Source organism: Labilithrix sp. (assembly GCA_019637155.1).
Taxonomy (GTDB): Bacteria; Myxococcota_A; Polyangia; order Polyangiales; family Polyangiaceae; genus Labilithrix.
In genome coordinates this window covers 31,230-52,297 of sequence record JAHBWE010000015.1, presented here as the reverse complement: position 1 = coordinate 52,297, position 21,068 = coordinate 31,230, and the positions used below count along the sequence as shown (strand labels likewise).

Genomic DNA, 21,068 nt, shown 5'->3' with positions numbered 1-21,068 from the left:
AGCACTACTTCTCGCCGCGCCAGCGGACGATCCGCCAGGCGGGGGCCTCGCCGTCGGCTTTGGCCTGGCGGTAGGCGGTCCGGACGATGAGCCGCACCTTCTCGCCGAGCTCGGGCGGCGCGTCCGGGCCGATCGACACCGCGACGTCTCCCGCCGCGTCGACGGTGACGGTCAGAGGATGGCTGCCGTCGGGCAGATGCGCCGCGCCCGCGTAGATCCAGGGCGGATCGTCCTTCGACGCGTCGCGTTCGATCGCGATGCGGACTCCTGACTCGGGGCGATCGCCGACGATCGGCACGGCCCGGACGTAGCACACTCCCCGCGAGCGCGAGAGTGGAGTAAAAGCTTCGGCCATGCCGGTCGAGAAGAACCCCATCACCCCCGAGGGCGCCCAGAAGCTTCGCGACGAGCTCCATCGGCGCAAGACCGTCGACCGGCCGCAGATCAGCCAGATGATCGCCGAGGCGCGCGCACATGGCGACCTGAGCGAAAACGCCGAATATCACGCTGCTCGCGAAAAAGGCGGCTTCAACGAAGGTCGGATCAAGGAGCTCGAGGACAAGCTCGCGCGCGCCGAGATCATCGATCCGACGAAGCTGTCCGGCGACAAGGTCGCCTTCGGCGCGACGGTGAAGCTCCTCAACACCGCGACGGACGAGGAGGTCACGTACCGCATCCTCGGCGCGGACGAGGCCGACATCAGTCAGGGATCCATCGCCGTCACCGCGCCGATCGCGAAGTCGCTCCTCGGCAAGGAGGTCGGCGACGAGGTGAAGATCCGCACGCCCAACGGCGAGCGCACCTACGAGATCCTCGAAGTCGAGTTCAAGTAGCTGGACCCGCTCGACCCGGTCGACGCGATCGCGGGGCTGGGGCCGACCGCGAAGAAGGGGCTCGCCGAGGTCGGCGTCCGCACCGTCGCGGACCTCGCCTGGACCGCGCCGGTGGGCTGGGACGACCTCCGCGCACCGGCGTCGCTCCGCGAGGCGATCGCGGCGCCGGGGCGGCACGTCTTCGCCGCCGTCGTCGTGAGCGCGTCGATGATGCCGCTCGGCCGCCGCCGCGGCGTCCGCGTGGTGCTCCGCGACGGAGGCGACGAAACGTGCAAATTGCACGCGTTCTGGTTCTTCACCGCGCACGGCGTCCTCGCGGTCGCGAAGCCGGGGGCGAAGCTGATCGTCGTCGGCAAGGTCGTCGTCGAGCCGCCGCCCTCGAAGAAGCCGCCGCGGACCGCGCACCCGGACCTGTTCCCCGACGCGCCGGAGACGCGCGTCGTGCGGCCGCGTTACCCGCGGCTCGGGCCGAAGGGCGCGATCTTGCGGAAGGCGATCGCGACGGCGGCGACGGTCGACGCGGATCCGCTGCCGGCCGCGATCGCCGCGCGCGAGGGGATGCCGCCGGCGGAGGAGGTGCTCCGCCGGATGCACGCGCTCGGCGGCGACGCGCCGGCGGACGCAGACCGGCGCGCGTTCGTCGAGCGGCTCGCGTGGGCGGAGGCGTTCACGAAGGCGTGGGAGCGGCTCGACGCGGAGGAGGGGCTCGCGGGGAAGCGGGCGCCCGCGCTGCCGCCGGCGGCGGCGACGGTGAAGAAGCTCGAGCGCGCGCTCGGGTTCGCGTTCACGAAGGATCAGCGGGAGGCGATCGCGACGGTGGCGGCGGACCTCGCGTCGGACCGGCCGATGCGGCGCCTCCTCCTCGGCGACGTGGGGACGGGGAAGACCGCGGTCGCGCTCGCGGCCGTCGCGCAGGCGGTGAAGGCGGGCAAGCAGGCGGCGATCCTCGCGCCGACGACGGTGCTCGCGGAGCAGTACATGGCGGCGGTGCGCCCGCTCGAGGCCGCGACCGGCGCGCGCGCGGTGCTCGTCTCGGCGGGCGCGACCGAGCGGAGGGAAGGGGAGCGCGCGCTCGCGCGGCGGGAGGCGGCGGTCGCGATCGGGACGCACGCGCTCCTCGGCGCCGGGGTCGCGCTGCCGGACCTGGCGCTCGTCGTCGTCGACGAGCAGCAGCGGCTCGGCGTCGGGCAGCGCCTCGCGCTCGTGCACAAGGGCGCGCGGGAGCGGACGCGGCCGCACCTGCTCACGCTGAGCGCGACGCCGATCCCGCGCACCTTCGCGCTCGCGCTGCGGGGGGAGCTCGCGACGACGACGCTGCGGGAGCGGCCCGCGGGGCGGCCGCCGGTCGCGACCGCGCTCGCGCCGCGGTCCGCGGAGGCCGCGGTGGTGCGGCTCGTGGAGGAGACGACGCTCCGCGGCGAGCGGGTCTTCTGGGTCGTCCCGCGGATCGAGGATACGGGGGAGGACGAGGATACCGACGAGCTCGCCTCGCTCGAGGCGCGGGCGCTCGCGCTGAAGCTGGCGGTGAAGGGGGTCGGCGTCATCCACGGCCGCATGAAGCCGGCGGAGAAGCGCGCCGCGATGCAGGCGTTCCGCGACGGAGAGACGCCGCTCCTGGTGGGGACGACCGTGATCGAGGTCGGCGTCGACGTGCCGGAGGCGACGCTGATCGTCATCGAGGACGCACAGCAGTTCGGGCTCGCGCAGCTCCATCAGCTCCGCGGCCGCGTCGGACGCGGGAGCATCGCCGGCGCGTGCGTGCTGCTCCACGAGGAGCCGCTCGAGGGCCTCGCGCGCGCGCGTCTCGAGCGGCTCGCGGCGCTCTCGTCGGGCGAGGAGGTCGCGAAGGCGGACCTCGAGCTCCGCGGCTCCGGCGACCTCGGCGGCACGCGGCAGCACGGTGAGGAAGAGGAGCTCGTCTACCTCGACCCCGCCGACCCGTGGCCGTGGCTCGAACGCGTGGAGTCCGACGCCCGCGCGATCCGCGCCGCCGACAAGAAGCTCGCCGCGCCGGAGCACCGCGTCCTCGGCTCCATCGTCGCCAAGCTCCGCCGCGCGCTCGCCGTCCGCGAAGAGGCGGGGTAAGCCGCGCGCCGCGCGCGCGGTCGCGACGAGGGTGGGGCGAGGCGCGGTGTTGCGCGAAGCCGGGTGGGAGCCGGGGGAGCGGCGAGGGGGCGGGCTTGCGATGAGACGTCGTAGGTGGGAAGGCCCGCCAGCGCCCCACGCGATCAGGTCGAAGCGCGAGAGGACGTCGTGCGGGTCATGAAAAAGATGACGGCGATGGCGAGGGGGGCGGGGAGCGCGCTGGCGAGTATAGTGCGCGGCGACGTGAAGCCGGCATCGCGTGCGCTCGGGTTTGCTGCCGACGTGGGGCTCGTGCTCGCGGCGTACGTGGTGGTGCTCGTGTTCGAGAACCTCGCGATCGGGCTCGGGTACCGCGCCGAGTTCGCGAACTCGAGCGAGATGGGGGCCGCGCGCCTCTACCTCTCGCCGATCGCGCTCGCGTGCTCGCTCCCGATCGCGGCGGGGATCGCCGTCGTCGCGCGCGATCCGCGGCCGGCGCTGGTCGCGGGGCTCGGCGCGATCTCCGGCGTCGCGGTGGGGATCGGGGTGTCGACGGGGCGGCTCATGGCGTCGCTCGCGATGCGCGCGCCCTTCGTGCTCGTCGTCGCGGCGCTCGGGGGCGGCGCCGGTTGGGTCGTCGCGCGCAAGGTCGCGCCGCTGCGGCGCGGGCAGATCGCGTTGCTCGGGATCTTCGTCGGGCTCGGCGCGTGGCTCGCGGACGTGTTCGCGTTTCCGCGCCTCTATCCCGCGTTCCACCTCGCGCTGCTCGGGGTCGTGCTCGTCGCGACGAGCGGGTTGCTCCTGCCGCTGCGGGGGAGCCGCGCGGGGCGCAACGTCGCGTACGGCGCGCTCGCGCTCGCGCTGCTCTCCGCCGCGTGGACGCCGTATGCGGCGGCGCGCCTCGCGACGCAGGACAACCTCCGCCGCATCCTCCTCGAGCGCGCGCCGATCCACGGGCCCGCCGTCGTCGTCGCGTCGCGGATCGCGCCGCCGCCGCCGATCGAGGACGACGAGGTCGCGACGAGCACGCTCACGAGCCTCAAGAGCAACGGCGGCTCGCACGCGCTCTCGTTCCGGGGGCGCGACATCGTCCTCGTCACGATCGACGCCCTCCGCGCCGACCACGTCTCGGCCTACGGGTATCCGCGCAAGACGACGCCGCACATCGACGCGATCGCGGCGCGCGGCGTCCGCTTCGAGCGCGCGTATTGCCCCACCCCGCATACGTCGTATTCGATAGCTTCGATGATGACGGGGAAATATATGAAAGCGCTCGTGGCGCTCCGCGGGGAGGACGCGGCCGACGACGAGACCTGGCCCGTCCAGCTCCAGCGCTACGGCTACCGCACGGGCGGGTTCTACCCGCCGGCGGTGTTCTTCATCGACGAGCATCGCTTCCGGCGGATGCGCGACACGCACCTCGGCTTCGAGTACCACAAGGAGGAGTTCGCCGGGCCCGCCCTCCGCGCCGAGCAAGTCCGCGCGTACCTCGCCGCGACGCCGAAGGACAGACCGGTCTTCGTCTGGGTCCACCTCTTCGAGCCGCACGAGCCGTACGTGATGCATCCGGAGCATCCGTTCTCGGGCGATCCCAAGTTCGACGCGTACGACAGCGAGATCGCGGCCGCGGACGCCCTCGTCGGCGAGCTCGAGGTCGTCTTCGCCGAGCGCGGCGGCGACCAGCCCGTGTTCATCGTGAGCGCGGACCACGGCGAGGAGCACGGCGATCACGGCGGGCGCTACCACGGCACCACCGTGTACGAGGAGCAGGTGCGCGTGCCGCTCGTCGTCGCGGTGCCGGGGCTCGCGCCGCGCGTCGTGCCGGCTCCGGTCCAGACGATCGACCTCCTACCGACCACCCTCGCCGCGCTCGACGTGCCGATCCCGCCGCGGCTCCGCGGTCGCGACCTCGGGCCCGCGATCGCGGGCACGGCGCCGGCGGGGGACGAGGGGCTCGCGTTCGCGGAGACCGACGACTACACCCTCGTCGCGCGCGGGTCCGATCGCCTCGTCTGCGCGCGGAAGATCGCGTCCTGCACGCTCTTCGACGTCGCGAAGGACCCGGCGCAGAAGCACCCCGATACGAGCCGGCCCGCGCGCGTCGCGGAGCTGAAGAAGCTCACCGCCGCGATCGAGCGCGAGACCGGGCGCGTCGAGGCGAGCACGCTGCCGGACGCGCTCCGCCGCGGCTTGCAGGGCGACCTCGACGCGGCGGAGGACGTCGCGCCGCTCCTCGACGACGTGCGCGTCGACATCCGCCGCCTCGCCGCGCGCTGCGCGTTCCGGCTCAAGGCGCCGCTCCTGGTCACGCAGCTCCGGCGCTCCGCCGCGCAGGACGCCGACCCCGAGGTCCGGCGCTGGGCCGCGCTCGCGCTCGCGCGCATCGGCGAGGAGGGCGCGAGGAGCGCGGTGGAGGAGCTCTTCGCGTCGTCGGCGCCGGGCTCGGAGGAGCGGGTCGCGGCCGCGCTCACGCTCGGCGAGCACGGCGACGCGCGCGGGGAAGGGGACCTCGTCGCGCGGTGGGCCGACGCGTTCACGCCGGACACGAAGACGCCGGGCGAGATCGACGAGGCGCGCGCGCTGCTCGCGGTGTTCGCGACGCTCCGCTCGAAGGCGGCCGTGCCCGCGCTCGTGCGCTCGCTCGAGGACCTGCGGCTCCGGCCCTACCTCGTCGAGACGCTCGGCGCGATCGGCGATCCGCGCGCGAAGGAGCCGCTCCTCCTCTTGTTCGCGAGCGAGCGCTACGTGCATCTGCGGCCGCTCGAGGCGCGGGCGCTCCTCGCGGTCGGGGCGAAGACGGAGCTCCTCGCGCCGCTCGAGCGGTTCGCCGGCGTGCCGGAGCCGATGGTCGAGGCGCTCCCGATCGCGCGCGAGGCGAAGCTGCTCGCGCCGGAGCGAGGCGGGACCGAGGGCGGGAGCGGGAAGCTCAGGCTCGCGAAGGCGGGGCCGGCGCGGCTCCTCATGATCGCGACCGCGGAGCCGCGTCCGCAGGTCGACGGCGTCATGCCCGCCGCGCCCTCCGAGGTGGCGAAGGGGCTGTGGATGCTCGAGCTCGGGACGCTCCCCGCCGGCGAGGTCCAGGTCGCCGGCGCGGGCGCGGCGGCGTGGCTCGTCCCGCGGAGCGAGGAGATCCCGCCGCCGGCGCCGAAGGCCTGGGATGCAGGCGGGCTTTGACGCCGCGGCGAGCCTGAGGCTAAGGTCCCGCGCGTGAGCGACGAGAAACGCACGGAAGACGACATCGCCGAGGTCGAGAAGAACATCGACGCCCTCGACTCCGAGGCTGCCAAGCGCAGCGAGGACCGCATCGCCGCGGAAAAAGCGGAGAAAGCGGACGAGGCCAAGGCCTCCGAGGCGGCGGAGTCGGCCGACGCGGCAGAAGAAGAGGACGACGACGTGGCCAACCCCGCCGCGATCGCGCGTCGTGTCGCGGCGCTCGGCGCCGACGACGAGGCGGAGGCGCTCGCGCGCGAAGAGGAGCGGAAGCTCGCCGAGCGGCGCGCCGCGAAGAAGAAGGGGAAGAAGACGGGCCTCGAGGCCGCCGCCTCGAAGAAGCTCGCGAAGATCGGCACGCGCGCGGAGCCGAAGCGCCCCGTCGCCCTCGCCGCCGACGCGGACCCGCTCATCGAGCGCACCGCGAAGCTCTCCGACTGGGCGAAGAAGAACCAGAAGGCCGTCCAGGTGTTCGGCGCGCTCCTGACCGTCGCCCTCCTCGGGATCGCCGGCTTCCTCTACTACCAGGACAAGCGCGAGACCGAGGCTTCGGTCGTGCTCACGAAGGCGATCGAGGTCCAGCGCGCCCGCATCGGCGAGCCGAAGAAGGACGACGACGAGGAAGAGCATCACGAGACGTACTACAAGACGTACGACGACCGCCGCGCCGCCGCGCTCACGCACTACCGCGAGGTCGGCTCGAAGTTCCCCGGCACCGGCGCCGCGATCCTCGCGCGCCTCGCGGAGGGCTCGCTCCTCCTCGACAAGAAGGAGGCGGACAACGCGCTCGCCGCCTTCAACGACGTGAAGGGCACCGCGCTCGCCGCGGCCGACGTCGAGGTGAAGGGCCGCGCGCTCGAAGGCGTCGGCTTCGCCTACGAGCTCAAGGCACTGCAGACGCCGGCGGAGAAGGACAAGCACCTCGACGCCGCGCTCGCCGCGTTCAAGGAGCTCGAGAACGCCGAGGTGAAGGGCTTCAAGGAGCCCGCGATGTACCACCAGGCGCGCGTGCTCATGGCGAAGGGCGACAAGACGAAGGCGAAGGAGCTCCTCCTCAGCCTGAAGGAACGCCTCGACAAGAGCGAGGACCCGATCGCGCCGGGGCTCCCGCAGCCGACGACGTACCCGTACCTCAAGGACATCGCGATGGACCGCCTCCGCGAGATCGACCCGAGCGCGGCGCCGAAGGCGAGGGCGCCGAGCATGGGCGGCGGTCACGGCTTCTCGCCCGAGCAGCTCAAGAAGTTGATGGAACAAGCGGGGCAAGGGCAGCATTGAGCTTCGCGCGTCCGGCGGTCATCGCGCTGACGCTCGCGGGCTCCGGCTGCGGCCTCGGCGAGCTCTTCGCCGGCGATCGGGTCAACCCCGAGGTGCCGTCCTGGTACAACCGGCCGAGCGCCTCGATGCAGGTGTTCATGCACCGGCAGCTCACGATCGAGGGCCGCTCCAACGACGAAGACTGGGAGCGGGGTCGGCCGGAGATCGACGCCGCGCACGAGCGCGTCTTCGTCGGCAGCTCCGATCACGGCATGTACGCGCTGCGAGCGGGGGACGGCAGCACGATCTGGCGCTTCGAGACGGCCGGCCTCGTGCAGAGCGAGCCGCTCTACGATCCGGAGCTCGACCTCCTCTACTTCGGGTCGAACGACGGCGCGCTCTACTGCGTGCAGGCGGCGACGGGGACGCTCGTGTTCCGCTACGACAGCGGCGCCGAGGTCTCGCGCAAGCCCGTGCGCGCGGGGGAGATCATCGCGTTCGCGAACGCCTCCGACTACCTCTTCGGCGTCGATCGCCGGAAGGGCACGCCGAAGTGGCACGCCCGGCAGACGCCCGCGCTCGGCATGGAGATCAGCGGCCACGCGGGGCCGGCGTACGATCCCGCGACCGGCCTCGTGTACATGGCGTACTCGGCCGGGCAAGTGAGCGCGTACGACGCGCGCGACGGGGCGGAGAAATGGACGCCGATCGATCTCTCCGCCGAGGCGGAGGCGGCGGGGGGCGGAGACGCGCCGCGCTACCTCGACGTCGACACGACGCCGGTCGTCGACGCGCATCCGAACGGTCACGTCGTCTACGTGTCGAGCTACGCGGGCGGCATCTACGCGCTCGACGCGAGCTCGGGCGCGCGGGTGTGGTCGAACGACAAGGCGGTCGGCGTCACGGACCTCATGCTCTACGCGGAGCCGGCGCACGCGCCGAACGAGCACGGCCCCGATCGCGGCGGGCCGACCGCGCCGGCGAAGAAGATGCTCGTCGCGTCGAGCGCGAGCTCCGGTCTGATGGGGATCGATCCGTACACCGGCCACGTGCTCTGGCGGAACAAGGTGCCGGAGGGCGGCGTCACCGCGCCGACCGCGCTCGCGGGCGCGCTCCTCGTCGGTACGTCGCGCTACGGGCTCTTCTTGATCTCGCCGCGCAACGGCAAGGTCATCGACGGCCTCGATCTCGGGAGCGGCTTCTCGCAGACGCCGTCGGCGTATCAGGGGCGCGCCTACGTCGTGTCGAACGCGGGGACGCTCCTCGGCATCGGCGTGAGCCCGCCGCTCCCGGTCGCGCGCATGAAGCGCGGCGGCCCGCACGAGGTCGAGCGCCGCGTGACGGGTGGGATGCTCCTCGGTCGCGAGGATTGAAGCTCGCGGTTTGCCAGGTCCTCTTGAGCCTCGATCGGGGCGGCGCGGAGATCCTCGCGGGACGGATCTCGCGGCGCCTCGCGGGCTCGCATCGCTTCGTCTTCGTGTGCCTCGCGGACGAGGGCGAGCTCGCGCCCGAGCTGCGCGCGGAGGGGTTCGCGGTCCACGTGCTCGGCAAGCGCGCGGGGGTCGATCTGCGCGTCGTCGCGCGCCTCAGGTCGCTCGTTCGCGCGGAGCGGATCGACGTCGTGCACGCGCATCAGTATGGACCGTTCTTCTATTCGGCGCTCGCGCGCCTGCCGTGGCGATCGCCGCCGATCGTGTTCACGGAGCATGGGCGGCTGCACCCGGATCCGCGGCGGCCCGCGCATCCGCCGGCGAACCGCGCGCTGCTGCGGCGGCACGATCGCGTGGTCGGCGTCGGCGAAGCGGCGCGGCGCGCGCTCATCGACGTCGAAGGCTTCGCGCCGGCGCGGGTCGAGGTCGTGTTCAACGGCGTCGACGCGCCGGCGTTCGACGTCGCGAGCCGTGACGAGGTGCGGCGTGAGCTCGGGCTCGGTCCCGACGATTTCGTCGTGCTCATGGCGGCGCGGCTCGATCCGATCAAGGACCACGCGACGGCGCTGCGGGCGATCGCGCGAGCGGCGCGGGCGCGGGAAGGAGTGAAGCTCCTCCTCGCCGGCGACGGGCCGGCGCGCTCCGGCGTCGAAGCGACGATCGCGCGGCTGCGGATCGGCGACGTCGTGCGCGTGCTCGGGACCCGGCGGGACGTTCCGCGCCTGGTGGCGGCGAGCGATCTGGGGTTGTTGACCAGCGTGAGCGAAGGGATCCCCCTCGCGCTCCTGGAGCCGATGGCGGCCGGGATCCCCGTCGTCGCCACGCGCGTCGGCGGCGTGCCGGAGGTCGTCCTCGACGGTGTTTCCGGGCTCCTCGCGCCCGCGGGCGACGACGCGGCGATCGCCGGGATGATCGAGGCGCTCGCGGGTGATCCGAGCCGCCGTCGATCCATGGGATCGGCGGCGCGGGAGCGGGCACGGAACGTGTTTTCGGAAGCTGCGATGGTCGACCGGTACCGCCGCCTGTATGCCGCCGCTGCGAGAGGTGAGCGCGCGTGAAGGTCAGCGTCGTCGTACCGCTCTACAACAAGGCGCCGTACGTGCAGCGCACGCTCGCGTCGATCGCGGCGCAGACTTATGGCGACTACGAGGTGATCGTCGTCGACGACGGCTCGACCGACGGCGGCGCGGAGATCGTCGCGGCGCTCGAGATGCCGCGCGTGCGGCTCGTCGTGCAGGGGAACGAGGGCCCGGGCGCCGCGCGGAACCGAGGCCTCGCGGAGGCGCGCGGCGAGTACATCGCGTTCCTCGACGCCGACGACGAGTGGCTGCCCGAGTTCCTCGCGCGCTCGGTCGCGCTCCTCGACGCGGCGGCGTCCGACGTCGCGGCGGTGTCGTCGGGGTACTTCGAGCATCCGTCGGGGCGCTCGACCGAGTCGCTCTGGCGGCGGCGCGGCCTTCGCGACGGCGTGTTCCGCGCGACGCCGTCGACGCCGGTCATGCGCGCGGTGCATCAGCTCGCGTACCTGAGCCCGTGCACGACCCTCGCCCGCACGGACGTGCTCCGTCGCGCGGGCGGGTTCTACGATCAGGAGCGCTGCCTCTACGGCGAAGACTCGTTCCTCTTCCTGAAGGTCATGTTGAGCCACGCCGTGCTCGTGAACCTCGAGCCGCTCGCGCGTTATCACCGCGACGCATCCGCGCTCGCGACGCGCGGTCCGCGCGCGGTCGAGCCGATGCTCACGGAGCCGGCGGAGCTCCGCGAGGCCTGCCCGCTCCACCTCCGCGATCTGCTCGCGCGCGTCCTCGAGGTGAGGGCGGCGAAGACGGCGTGCGTGCTCGCGTACTGGGGGAGCTGGCGCGAGGGGCGCGCGTTGCTCGATCGCTTCCGCCCGCGCCCGCTCTGGGCGATGCGCTACTGGGCGGCGCGCGTCTGCGCGAGCCCGCTCGGTCCCTCGCTCGGCGCGGCGCATCGAGCCGGCTCCTTGCTCGCGGCATGACGATCGTGCACCTCGCGGCCTCGCCGTTCGTCGGCGGACCCGAGCGACAGATGTTGGGGCTCGCGGCGGCGCTGCGCGACACGCATCGAACGGTGTTCCTCTCCTACGCGGAGCGCGGGCTCGCGCGACCGTTCCTCGATCGCGCGCGCGAGCTCGGGTTCGAGGCCCACGCGCTCGCGTACAACGCGCCGGAGTACCTCGCGTCGATCCGCGAGGTCGCCGGTTACCTGCGGAGGCTCGGAGCGAAGGTGCTCTTGTGCCACGGCTACAAGCCGGACCTCCTCGGCGGGCGCGCGGCGCGTCGCGCGGGCGTGCCGGTCGTCGCGGTCTCGCACGGGTGGACGGGGGCGACCTGGAAGGTCCGCCTGAACGACGCGCTCGACAAGGTCTCGCTCCACGCGATGGACCACGTCGTCTGCGTGTCGGAGGGGCAGGCGAGGAAGGTGCGCGCGGTCGGCGTGCGGCGGGTGACGGCGATCCGGAACGCGGTGCAGATTGAGCGGTTCGAGGCGGCCGCGGTCGATGTCCGCGCGTTGTTCTCGGTGCGACCGCGGCGGGTCGTCGGGGCGGCGGGCAGGCTGAGCCCGGAGAAGGGGTTCGGGGTCCTGCTCGAGGCGGCGGCGCGGGTGCCGGACGCGGAGGTGGGCTTCGCCGTCTTCGGCGACGGCCCGCTGCGCGCGTCGCTCGAGCGGCGAGCGGCGGAGCTCGGCCTCGGCAGCCGCGTGGTGTTCGCAGGGTTCCGCGACGACCTCGATCGACTCGTGTCGGGGCTCGACGTGCTCGCGCTCTCGTCGTTCACGGAGGGGCTGCCGAGCGTGGTCCTCGAGGCGGCGGCCGCCGGTGTGCCGGTGGTGGCGACCGCCGTCGGCGGAACGCCAGAGGCGGTGGTCGACGGGGTGACGGGCATGCTCGTTCCGCCGGGCGATCCCGGCGCGCTCGCGCGGGCGCTCACGTCGGTGCTCGCGGACGAGCCGCGGAGGGTCGCGATGGGCGCGGCGGGCCGCGAGATGATCCGCGAGCGGTTCACCTTCGAGGCCCAGGCGGCGGCGTATCGGCGCTTGTTCGCGTCGTTGTGACTCTGTTCGCATCGCCGTCGTCGCGTTTCAGTCGGTGCCCCAGCCTTTTTCCCAGCGTCCGAGGTCGGAGTGGACGGCGCAGACGATGGGGCTCGCGGCGGGCTCGAGGTCGTGCCGGCAGCTCGCGGAGTAGGGGCTGTCGCCGTGCGGGAGGAGCGCGATCCACTCCGAGCGATCGTCGGGGATCGGCGGCTCGGGCGGGAGCCCCGCGCCCATGAGGGCGGTCCGGTAAAGCATGTAATTTACATCTACCCGCTCGTAGTGGAACACGTAGTGGCGTTCGTCGGGGTCGGCGCCGGTGCGGTCTTCGATGCCGAGGAGGCGGCCGACGGGGTCGTTGTCGAGCGAGGCGCCGGGGCTCGTCTTGGCGTAGCGATGGGCGAGCATCGTGGCGCGCGAGGCGAGCTGGGGCACGGTCGGGGCGGCGTAGCCGCTCGTGAGGGGTCCGCGGTCGGTGGGCATGCCGGCGATCGTCACGGAGCGGATCATCCCGCGGAAGCTCACGTCGTAGGCGGCGACGTTGTCCGCGATGGTGAGGGGGAAGTCGGCCGGCACGGTCGCGATCTCGATCGCGCCGCGCGCGAACGTGAAGGTGCGGACGCCGCCGCCGGTCGGGTCGGCGGTGTTGTCGTCGGCGACGAGCTTGCCGAGCCCGCTGCGGCCGGCGATGTCGAGCGAGAGGCCGGCGAGCCCGATGGTGCGGTCGCTCGCGGGGACGTCGAGGTCGACGCACTCGACGGGGTTCTTCGCGTCGCCGGCGACGTTCGTGAAGAAGAAGGCGGCGCCGGTCGTGTAGCGGCGCATGTTCCACGGCCGGCCGGTCTGCTCCATGCGGGCGTAGCAGGGTCCGGCTTTGACGCGGGCTTCGGGGCGGGTGCGTTGGGCGTCCCAGGTGAGACCGAGGCTCGTCTGGAGGGGCTCGAGATCGGCGATGCCGACGAGGTCGTTCTCGGCGGTGGGGGCGGGCGTGTCTTCCTCCTCTCCGCTCGGCGTCGCGGCGCACGCGACGAGCATGGACGGAACGAGGACAACGAGCAGCGAGCGAAGCGAACGAAGCATGGCAATGAGTCTCCCCTCAGTGGCGACACATGTCGCGAGATGTAAGACAGCACCCGCCGTGCCGATTTCAGAGGGCGCGATTGCGGCGCGATACCCGCGTGTTGCGCCCAGCGAAGCCAGGTCCGCATGGAGTCCTGTGGATCGCGCGCCGCTCGCACGCGGCTCGGCACCACCGCATCCGTCCGTCCGCCCGCATGACGCGGCTCTCGAGAGGGCAGGAAAACACCGGGGATTGCTCGCCAGTGCGCTCTTCCCACGGTCATTTCGAATTTCGCATAAGATGCATTATGTAAACTAAAGCCACGGCGGAGGGCTCGATCGGCGACGTGACGAAGGCGGTTGGGGTCTGTCGATTGCATGCAGTTTTGTATGGGTCAGCCAATCGCGTATCGCGTGCTTGCGACGGACTACGATGGGACGCTTGCTGAGGATGGGCGGGTGGCGGGGGCGACGCTGGAGGCGCTGCGGCGTGCGAAGGCCGCGGGGATCACGCTCGTGCTCGTCACCGGGCGCGAGCTCGATGAGCTTCAAGGGGTGTTTCCCGAGCTCGACGTTTTCGACACGGTCGTGGCCGAGAACGGTGCCCTCCTCTACACGCCGCAGCCCGATGCGCAGGCCGCGGCGGTGCGTCTGCTCGCCACCGCGCCGCCGCCGGCCTTCGCGCAGACGCTCGTGGCTCGCGGCGTCGGGCCGATCTCGTGTGGGCGGGTCATCGTTGCGACGTGGGAGCCGCATCAGCACGTCGTCCTCGAGACGATCCGCGAGATGGGGCTCGAGCTGGAGGTCATCTTCAACAAGGGCGCCGTCATGGTCCTCCCGACCGGCGTCAACAAAGCGAGCGGGCTCCGCGCGGCGCTGCTCGACTTCGCGCTCGAGGCCTCGCAGGTCGTCGGCATCGGCGACGCCGAGAACGACCACTCGCTCCTGAACGCCGCCGGGCTCGGTGTCGCCGTCGCCAACGCCGTGCCCGCATTGAAGGAGCGCGCCGACCTCACCATGTCGCTGCCGCGCGGCGCCGGCGTCGTCGAGCTCCTCGAGAGCATGATGAGGAACGGCCTCGCGGGCATCCGGCGCGCGCCTCGAGAGATCGCCGCGCCGGCGGTGCCCATCGTGGTCGCCGCGACCGCGCGCTGAGCGGCCGGAATGTGGAGCGCGGTCGGCGGCACGTGAGAACCGGTGTTCTCGACCGGGCCGGAAACGGCGGAATTTTCGGTGTTTGCGGGCGGCATCATCGTTGCTTTGACGGGGCCCGCTATGTCCTTTCGCCGCTTCACCGCCGCGCTCGCCACCGTGTCCCTCGCCGCCCTCTCCGTCGCTTGCGACGACGAGGACAACAGGGTCTCCGTCGACGGCACGCTGAAGGCCGACGGCTACGCGCTCTTCGCCGTCGACAACGATCGCCAGCAGCGCGCCGACGTCGTCGTCACCGTGCGCGAGGCCGACCCCGACGCGACGTACGTGCTCCTCTACTCCGCCAGCGCTCCGAGGAACGTCGGCTGGTTCCTCTTCGACCCCTCGACCAAGTCGCGTTGCGGCGGTGACGTCGGCTCGCACTGCGAGGTCGACGGCTACGGGTACATGGTCGACTACGTGAAGGTCCCCGCCGGCGCGACCGATATCACGCTCCGCGATCAACGCTGCGGCTGCGACGGCAACGACAAGCACCGCGAGTGGACCGGGCACTGGGCCGTCATGCGGATCGAGCGCACCGAGCGCGAGAACAAGGTCAGCTTCGAGGTCACGCCGAAGAAGATCGACACGTTCACCGACGAGCCGACGATCTCGCAGCTTCAATAAGTATGATGGCGCGCGATGACCGCGCCCGCCGCGCCCGCGCCCTCGCCCACGGACGTCGAACGACGGGGCGCCCGGACCGGATCCGGTCGCCTCGTCGCCCGCCTCGAGGGCGGACGCACCGTGCTCGCCGAGGCCCACGCGACGAGCCCGCTCCGCTTCGTCCGGCCCGACTTCCCCACCCGCTCCGCCGGCGTCTGCCTCGTCACGTTCGGCGGCGGCCTCGTCGACGGCGACGCGATCGACACCGCGATCGACGTCGGGCCCGGCGCCACGCTCCTCGTGTTCACGCAGGCCTCGACCAAGGTGTTCCGCGGCGCATCACGCCAGTCGATCCGCGCGCGCGTCGCCGGCACGCTGGTGCTCCTCCCCGATCCCGTCGCCGCGTTCAAAGATGCATCGTACACGCAACGCGTCGACGTCGAGCTGACGGCGCCGGAGGCCTCGTGCGTGCTCCTCGACGGCTTCACCTCGGGGCGCGCGGCCTACGGCGAGCGCTGGCAGATGCGCGCGCTCGACCTCCGCACCACCGTCCGCGCCGAGGGCCGCGACGTGCTCGTCGACGCGCTCCGGCTCGACGGCGCGATCGCGGAGCAAGCCGCGTCCTTCGAGGCGTTCCTCACGCTCGTCGCCGTCGGAGCCGGAGCACGAACCGTCGCCGAAGCGATCGCCGCAGCGCCCCCTCCCCCGACCCGCGACCTCGCCCTCGCGACGAGCCCGCTCCTCCGTGCGCCCGGCGCCGCCCTCCGCGTCGCGGCATCGAGCCCCGCCGCCGCGATCGCCGCCGCGCGCGCGCGCCTCCGAAACCTTCCGGACATCGACGTCGTGGACCCTTTCTCGTCCCGGTACTGATGCACCTCTCGCCTCGTGACCTCGACAAGCTCCTCCTCCACGGCGCCGGCTTCCTCGCGCAGAAGCGCCTCGCGCGCGGGCTTCGCCTCAACTACCCCGAGTCCGTCGCCCTCCTATCGACGCAGCTCCTCGAATTCGTGCGCGACGGCGAGCACAGCGTCGCCGACCTGATGGACCTCGGGCGCCGCCTCCTCGGCCGGCGCCAGGTCCTCCCCGGCGTCCCGCGCCTGATCCACGAGGTGCAAGTCGAGGGCACGTTCGAGGACGGCACGAAGCTCATCACCGTCCACGATCCCATCAGCCTCGACGACGGCGACCTCGCGCTCGCGCTCTACGGATCGTTCCTCCCCGTCCCCGATCCGAAGGTCTTCGCCGACGTCGCGGAGGACGTCCACGCGGGAGAGGTGATCCTCGGCGGCGGCGACGTCGAGCTCTACCCGGGCCGCGAGCGCGTGATCCTCGAGGTGACGAGCAAGGGCGATCGCCCGATCCAGGTCGGGAGCCACTACCCCTTCGAGCAGACGAACGCCGCGCTCGACTTCGATCGCGCGCTCGCGACCGACAAGCACCTCGACATCCCCGCCGGCACCGCGGTGCGCTTCGAGCCGGGCGAGACGCGCAAGGTCGCCCTCGTCGCCAACGCGCCGAGCGAGACCGCCGTGCGCTCCCTCACCCCCGAGCAGATCGCGCAGCAATACGATCGCGCGTCGGGGAAGCTGCCCGACATGCCCGCCATGAAGGAGCCCGCCCGATGACGCGCCTCGATCGCCGCGCCTACGTCGCGATGTACGGGCCCACGACCGGAGACCGCGTTCGCCTCGGCGACACCGGGCTCGAAGTCGAGGTCGAGCGGGACCTCGGATCGTACGGCGACGAATGCAAGTTCGGCGGCGGCAAGGTCCTCCGCGACCAGATGGGGCAGATGCCCGGCGCCGACGACGCGCACGCGCTCGACGTCGTCATCACGAACGCGCTCATCGTCGACTGGAGCGGCATCTACAAGGCCGACGTCGGGATCAAGCACGGGCGCATCGTCGCGATCGGCAAGTCCGGCAACCCGCTCGTGATGAGCGGCGTGCACCCCGCGATGGTGATCGGCGTCACGACGGAGGCGATCGCGGGCGAAGGCCTCATCCTCACCGCCGGGGGCATCGACGCGCACGTCCATTTCATCTGCCCGCAGCAGGTCCCCGAGGCGCTCGCGAGCGGCGTCACCACGTTCATCGGCGGCGGCACGGGCCCCGCGACCGGCACCTGCGCGACGACGTGCACGCCCGGCGCGCGCCACATCGAGCTGATGCTGCACTCCACCGACGTCCTGCCGATCAACATCGGCCTCACCGGCAAGGGCAACTCGTCGCTCACCGACGGCCTCGTCGATCAGATCCGCGCCGGCGCGGTCGGCCTCAAGCTGCACGAGGACTGGGGGACGACCCCGCGCGCGATCGACACGTGCCTCGGGATCGCGGAGGAGGAGGACGTCCAGGTCACGATCCACACCGACACGCTGAACGAGTCGGGCTACGTAGACGACTCGATCGCGGCGTTCAAGGGACGGACGATCCACACGTACCACACCGAGGGCGCGGGCGGCGGGCACGCGCCGGACATCCTCCGCGTCTGCGGCGAAGAGAACGTGCTCCCGAGCTCCACGAACCCGACCCGCCCGTTCACGAAGAACACCCTCGACGAGCACCTCGACATGCTCATGGTCTGCCACCACCTCGATCGGCGGATCCCCGAGGACGTCGCGTTCGCGGAGAGCCGCATCCGCGCGGAGACGATCGCGGCCGAGGACGTCCTCCACGATCTCGGGGCGCTCAGCATCATCTCGAGCGACAGCCAGGCGATGGGGCGCGTCGGCGAGGTGATCTGTAGGACGTGGCAGACCGCGGCGAAGATGAAGGACGAGCGCGGTCGCCTCGCGGGCGAGAGCGGCAACAACGACAACCTCCGCGCGCGCCGCTACGTCGCGAAGTACACGATCAACCCCGCCATCGCGCACGGGATGAGCCACGAGATCGGCTCGGTCGAGGTCGGCAAGTGGGCCGACCTCGTCTTGTGGCGGCCGGCGTTCTTCGGGATCCGTCCCGAGCTCGTGCTGAAGGGCGGCTTCATCGCCTGGGCGCAGATGGGCGATCCGAACGCGAGCATCCCTACCCCGCAGCCCAGCTACATGCGCCCGATGTTCGGCGCGCAAGGCGGCTCGGTCGGCGTGACGAGCATCGCCTTCGTCTCGCAGCGCGCGATCGCCGAGGGTCACATCGGCGCGATCGGCCTGAAGAAGCGGCTCAACGCGGTGCGCCGCTGCCGCTCCGTCACCAAGCGCGACATGAAGCTCAACGACGCGCTCCCGAAGATGCGGATCGACGCGGAGACCTACGAGGTCTTCGCCGACGGCGCGCTCCTCCGCGCCACCCCTGCCGCCCGCGTCGCCCTCGGACGCCTCTACTCGCTGTTCTGACGATGACGGCGAGCGCGCGCTGGCTCTTGCTTCAGCTCGCGGACGGGAGCTTCCCCGCCGGCGGCTTCGCGCACTCGAACGGGCTCGAGGCGGCCTCCGTCCTCGGAGGGTTCGAGCTCGGCGGTTTCCTCGACGCGACGCTGCGGCAGGCGGCGCGCGCGGCGCTGCCGTTCGTGCGGCGCGCGCGGCGCGACCTCGTCGGCGCGGACGACGCGTGCGATGCGCTCCTCCTCTTTCGCGGTCCGAACCACGCGAGCCGCGCCCAGGGCCGCGCGCTCGCGAGCGCCGCGCTGCGCGTGTGGACGGAGCGCGCCGAGCTCGCCCTGCTCCGCGCGCACGACGGTCCCATGCATCATGCACCCGTCTTCGGCGCGCTCTTCGCGGCGCACGGTGTGTCCGAAGACGAGACCGTCGCGGCGTACTTGCACGGCCTCGCGCGCATCGTCCTCTCCGCCGCCGTGCGCCTCGGGCTCGTCGGGCCGCTCGAGGCGCAGCAGCTCCACGCCGCGTGCGCGCCCCTCCTCGAAGAGGTCGCCGCCACCCGCGTCGACGAGCCGGCGCAGACCGCGCCGCTCCTCGAGATCTACGCCGCGCTCCACGAACGCCTCGACGGAAGGATGTTCCAGTCATGAGCCATCATCACCACCACGATCACGACCACCATCACCATGACCACGAGCGCTGGGACGGCCCCGGCCTCTTCCGCGGCCGCGCCCCGCGCAAGCCGCGATCGTTCGCGACGCGCGCGTTCACGGTCGGCATCGGCGGCCCGGTCGGGAGCGGCAAGACCGCGCTCGTGCTCTCGCTGTGCCGGAAGCTTCGCGACCGGATGTCGCTCGGGGTCGTGACGAACGACATCTTCACGCGCGAAGACGCGGAGTTCCTCCAGCGGAACGAGGCGCTCCCCTCCTCCCGCATCCGCGCGGTCGAGACCGGCGGCTGCCCGCACGCGGCGATCCGCGAGGACATCACGCCCAACCTCGACGCGCTCGACGACCTCATGCGCGCGCTGTCGCCGAAGCCGGAGCTCCTCCTCGTCGAGAGCGGCGGCGACAACCTCGCCGCGCAGTACTCGCGCGAGCTCGTCGACTTCACGATCTACGTCGTCGACGTCGCCGGCGGCGAGAAGGTCCCGCGCAAGGGCGGCCCCGGCGTGACGCAGAGCGATCTCCTCGTCGTGAACAAGACCGACCTCGCCGCGCACGTCGGCGCGAGCCTCGAGGTGATGGCGAAGGACGCCGAGCGCATGCGCCAGGGCGGCCCCGTCGTCTTCGCCCGCTGCAACATCGGCGACGGCGTCGACGAGATCATCACCCACCTCCTCCACGCCCGCGACGAAGCACTCACCCCCTAAGCTCCCCTACCCCTAGAAGCCCGCGTCGGTGCGGATGACGCGGCCGGAGATGGCGGGCGCGGGGGTCGGGGGTGGAGCCGGGCTCGGCTTCGGCGGAGGCGCGACGTTCGGGTGGGGCGCTGCGGGCGGCGGGGGCGCGGGCGGCGCAGAGACGGAAGGCGCCGCGGACTCCGACGGGACCACCGGGACGATCGCGGCCGGCGTCGACGCGGGCGGGGGCGGCGCAGACGGGGGCGCGCTCACCGAGACGCTCGGCGCGGGCTCCGGCTCCGGCGGCTTGCTCGCGATGCCGAGCTTCATGCCGAGGATCGCGGACGCGACGACGATCACGCCGCCGACGATGTACATCGTCATCGACGAGCCCACCGGCGCCGGCGTCGCCGCGGCCTCGGGGGTCGCCTTCGCGGGCTCCGGCGGCGAGGGCCTCGTCGGAGGAGGGGGCGGCGCCGCGGCCGGCTCCTTCGGCGTCCCTCCCGCGACGAGCGTATCGCCGGCGGCGGGCTTCGGCGCGAGCGATGGCGATTCTCCCATCGTCGACGCTGCCGGCGATTGCATCGTCTGTGGCGGCTCTGGCGCTCTCGACGGTTGCGTGTCGGCGACGCCGATCGCCGCCGCGTCCGGCGTGATCGCCGGGGCGCTCTTCCGCCCGTCGACGGAGACCGGCGTGTTGCCGGAGCGGATCGCCGGCGCGGCCAGCTCGATCTGCGCCGCGGGGAAGCCGCCCGTCACCTTGCGCAGCAGCGGCGGCTCGCTCGGGAGCGTGATCCTGAAGTCGAAGCCGTGGTCCTTGCCCCACGCGACGATGTCTTCCTGGTACGTCCGCGCCGACGGGTAGCGCTTCTCCGGATCGCGCGAGAGGCCCTTCATGACGATCCGCGCGAGCTCGTCGTCGACCTCGGGGGCGAGGTCGCGAATCGCCTTCGGCTCGTCGAGCACGATCTTGAAGAGGAGCTCGTGGAGGCTCGTCCCGTGGTGCGGCACCTCGCCGGTGAGGGCGCGGTAGAAGATGACGCTCGCGGCGTAGAGATCGGTGCGGCCGTCGACGTCGCGCGCGCCTCGCGCCTGCTCGGGCGACATGTAGAGCGGCGTGCCCATCATCGTGCCCGTCGTCGTCATGTCGTGGACGCCGCTCGGGTCTTCGTCGCTCGCCTCGATCTTCGCGACGCCGAAGTCGAGGATCTTCACGCTGACGTCGCCCCCCTTCCCTTTGCAGAGGAAGACGTTCGCCGGCTTGAGATCGCGGTGGACGACGCCGACATGGTGCATCGCGCCGAGGCCGTCGAGCATCTGGAACGCGACCGGGGCCAGGTCCGCGGCCGTCATCTTGAGGTCGCGTTCGAGCTTGTCCTCGAGGCTCTCGCCGTCGAGGAGCTCCATGACGATGTACTTCTCGCCGTTCTCGAGGTCGCCGAGATCGAGGACGTCGCACACGTGCTCCGACCCGATGCGGGCGGAGGCGCGCGCCTCGCGGACGAAGCGCTGCGCGAACTCGGGGGAGGTCGCGACGTGCTCGTGCAGCACCTTGATCGCGACCTTCCGCCGGATGCGGACGTTCTCGCCTTCGAACACCGTGCCCATTCCGCCCTCGCCGATTCGGCGGAGAAGCCGGTACTTCCCATCGAGGACGGCGCCGGTATCGAGGATGGTGCTCACAGTCGCGAGGCCGCTTTCGGCGT

18 protein-coding genes are annotated in these 21,068 nt (G+C 72.3%); 15 read left to right on the top strand and 3 right to left on the bottom strand.

Translation table 11 applies throughout. The annotated features are described in order from the left end of the window. Positions 1–4 precede the first annotated feature (4 nt). A complete protein-coding gene (locus KF837_29555) occupies positions 5–298 on the bottom strand; it encodes a hypothetical protein (protein MBX3231507.1) in 294 nt (97 codons plus the stop codon). Positions 299–353: 55 nt separating this feature from the next. On the opposite strand from KF837_29555, the gene greA reads away from it, so the two are divergent. The 8 genes from greA to KF837_29515 all read left to right on the top strand — a co-directional run bounded on the left by greA (position 354) and on the right by KF837_29515 (position 11,869). Continuing rightward, positions 354–833, top strand: coding sequence for a transcription elongation factor GreA (gene greA, locus KF837_29550; protein ID MBX3231506.1), 480 nt, complete (start codon positions 354–356; stop codon positions 831–833). A 111-nt stretch (positions 834–944) separates the two neighbouring features. Beyond that, complete coding sequence (locus KF837_29545) at positions 945–2,918, top strand: DEAD/DEAH box helicase (protein MBX3231505.1); 1,974 nt, start codon at positions 945–947, stop codon at positions 2,916–2,918. Between the two features lie 243 nt (positions 2,919–3,161). Beyond that, entirely contained in the window at positions 3,162–6,071 is a 2,910-nt protein-coding gene (locus KF837_29540; GenBank protein ID MBX3231504.1) for a sulfatase-like hydrolase/transferase, read from the top strand. Between the two features lie 33 nt (positions 6,072–6,104). Continuing rightward, positions 6,105–7,385 (top strand): hypothetical protein, encoded by a 1,281-nt coding sequence (locus KF837_29535; protein MBX3231503.1) that lies wholly within the window; start codon positions 6,105–6,107, stop codon positions 7,383–7,385. Continuing rightward, on the top strand, positions 7,382–8,737 hold the full coding sequence (locus tag KF837_29530) for a PQQ-binding-like beta-propeller repeat protein (protein MBX3231502.1): 1,356 nt from the start codon (positions 7,382–7,384) through the stop codon (positions 8,735–8,737). Before KF837_29535 ends, KF837_29530 begins: the two co-directional genes overlap by 4 nt. Then, positions 8,734–9,852 (top strand): glycosyltransferase, encoded by a 1,119-nt coding sequence (locus tag KF837_29525; GenBank protein ID MBX3231501.1) that lies wholly within the window; start codon positions 8,734–8,736, stop codon positions 9,850–9,852. The genes KF837_29530 and KF837_29525 overlap by 4 nt, the downstream gene beginning before the upstream one ends. Next, complete coding sequence (locus KF837_29520; protein MBX3231500.1) at positions 9,849–10,793, top strand: glycosyltransferase family 2 protein; 945 nt, start codon at positions 9,849–9,851, stop codon at positions 10,791–10,793. Before KF837_29525 ends, KF837_29520 begins: the two co-directional genes overlap by 4 nt. Continuing rightward, positions 10,790–11,869: a glycosyltransferase gene (locus tag KF837_29515; GenBank protein ID MBX3231499.1), complete on the top strand. Its 1,080-nt coding sequence runs from the start codon at positions 10,790–10,792 to the stop codon at positions 11,867–11,869. The genes KF837_29520 and KF837_29515 overlap by 4 nt, the downstream gene beginning before the upstream one ends. Before the next feature lie 27 nt (positions 11,870–11,896). Here KF837_29515 and KF837_29510 read toward each other — a convergent pair whose 3' ends face one another. Continuing rightward, the gene (locus tag KF837_29510) at positions 11,897–12,928 is read right to left on the bottom strand and encodes a hypothetical protein (protein ID MBX3231498.1); all 1,032 of its coding nucleotides are present in this window, start codon (positions 12,926–12,928) and stop codon (positions 11,897–11,899) included. A 369-nt stretch (positions 12,929–13,297) separates the two neighbouring features. On the opposite strand from KF837_29510, the gene KF837_29505 reads away from it, so the two are divergent. The 7 genes from KF837_29505 to ureG all read left to right on the top strand — a co-directional run bounded on the left by KF837_29505 (position 13,298) and on the right by ureG (position 19,392). Continuing rightward, on the top strand, positions 13,298–14,062 hold the full coding sequence (locus KF837_29505) for an HAD family phosphatase (protein ID MBX3231497.1): 765 nt from the start codon (positions 13,298–13,300) through the stop codon (positions 14,060–14,062). 120 nt (positions 14,063–14,182) lie between these two features. Continuing rightward, positions 14,183–14,725: a hypothetical protein gene (locus tag KF837_29500; GenBank protein ID MBX3231496.1), complete on the top strand. Its 543-nt coding sequence runs from the start codon at positions 14,183–14,185 to the stop codon at positions 14,723–14,725. Positions 14,726–14,740: 15 nt separating this feature from the next. After that, the gene (locus KF837_29495) at positions 14,741–15,574 is read left to right on the top strand and encodes an urease accessory protein UreD (GenBank protein ID MBX3231495.1); all 834 of its coding nucleotides are present in this window, start codon (positions 14,741–14,743) and stop codon (positions 15,572–15,574) included. Then, positions 15,574–16,329 (top strand): urease subunit gamma, encoded by a 756-nt coding sequence (locus KF837_29490; protein ID MBX3231494.1) that lies wholly within the window; start codon positions 15,574–15,576, stop codon positions 16,327–16,329. The genes KF837_29495 and KF837_29490 overlap by 1 nt, the downstream gene beginning before the upstream one ends. Beyond that, positions 16,326–18,038, top strand: a complete 1,713-nt coding sequence (ureC, locus tag KF837_29485) for an urease subunit alpha (GenBank protein MBX3231493.1) — start codon at positions 16,326–16,328, stop codon at positions 18,036–18,038. The genes KF837_29490 and ureC overlap by 4 nt, the downstream gene beginning before the upstream one ends. Positions 18,039–18,040: 2 nt before the next feature. After that, positions 18,041–18,670, top strand: coding sequence for an urease accessory protein UreF (locus KF837_29480; GenBank protein ID MBX3231492.1), 630 nt, complete (start codon positions 18,041–18,043; stop codon positions 18,668–18,670). Next, positions 18,667–19,392: an urease accessory protein UreG gene (gene ureG / locus KF837_29475; GenBank protein MBX3231491.1), complete on the top strand. Its 726-nt coding sequence runs from the start codon at positions 18,667–18,669 to the stop codon at positions 19,390–19,392. The genes KF837_29480 and ureG overlap by 4 nt, the downstream gene beginning before the upstream one ends. Before the next feature lie 12 nt (positions 19,393–19,404). Here ureG and KF837_29470 read toward each other — a convergent pair whose 3' ends face one another. Next, complete coding sequence (locus KF837_29470) at positions 19,405–21,045, bottom strand: serine/threonine protein kinase (protein ID MBX3231490.1); 1,641 nt, start codon at positions 21,043–21,045, stop codon at positions 19,405–19,407. Between the last annotated feature and the right edge of the window lie 23 nt (positions 21,046–21,068).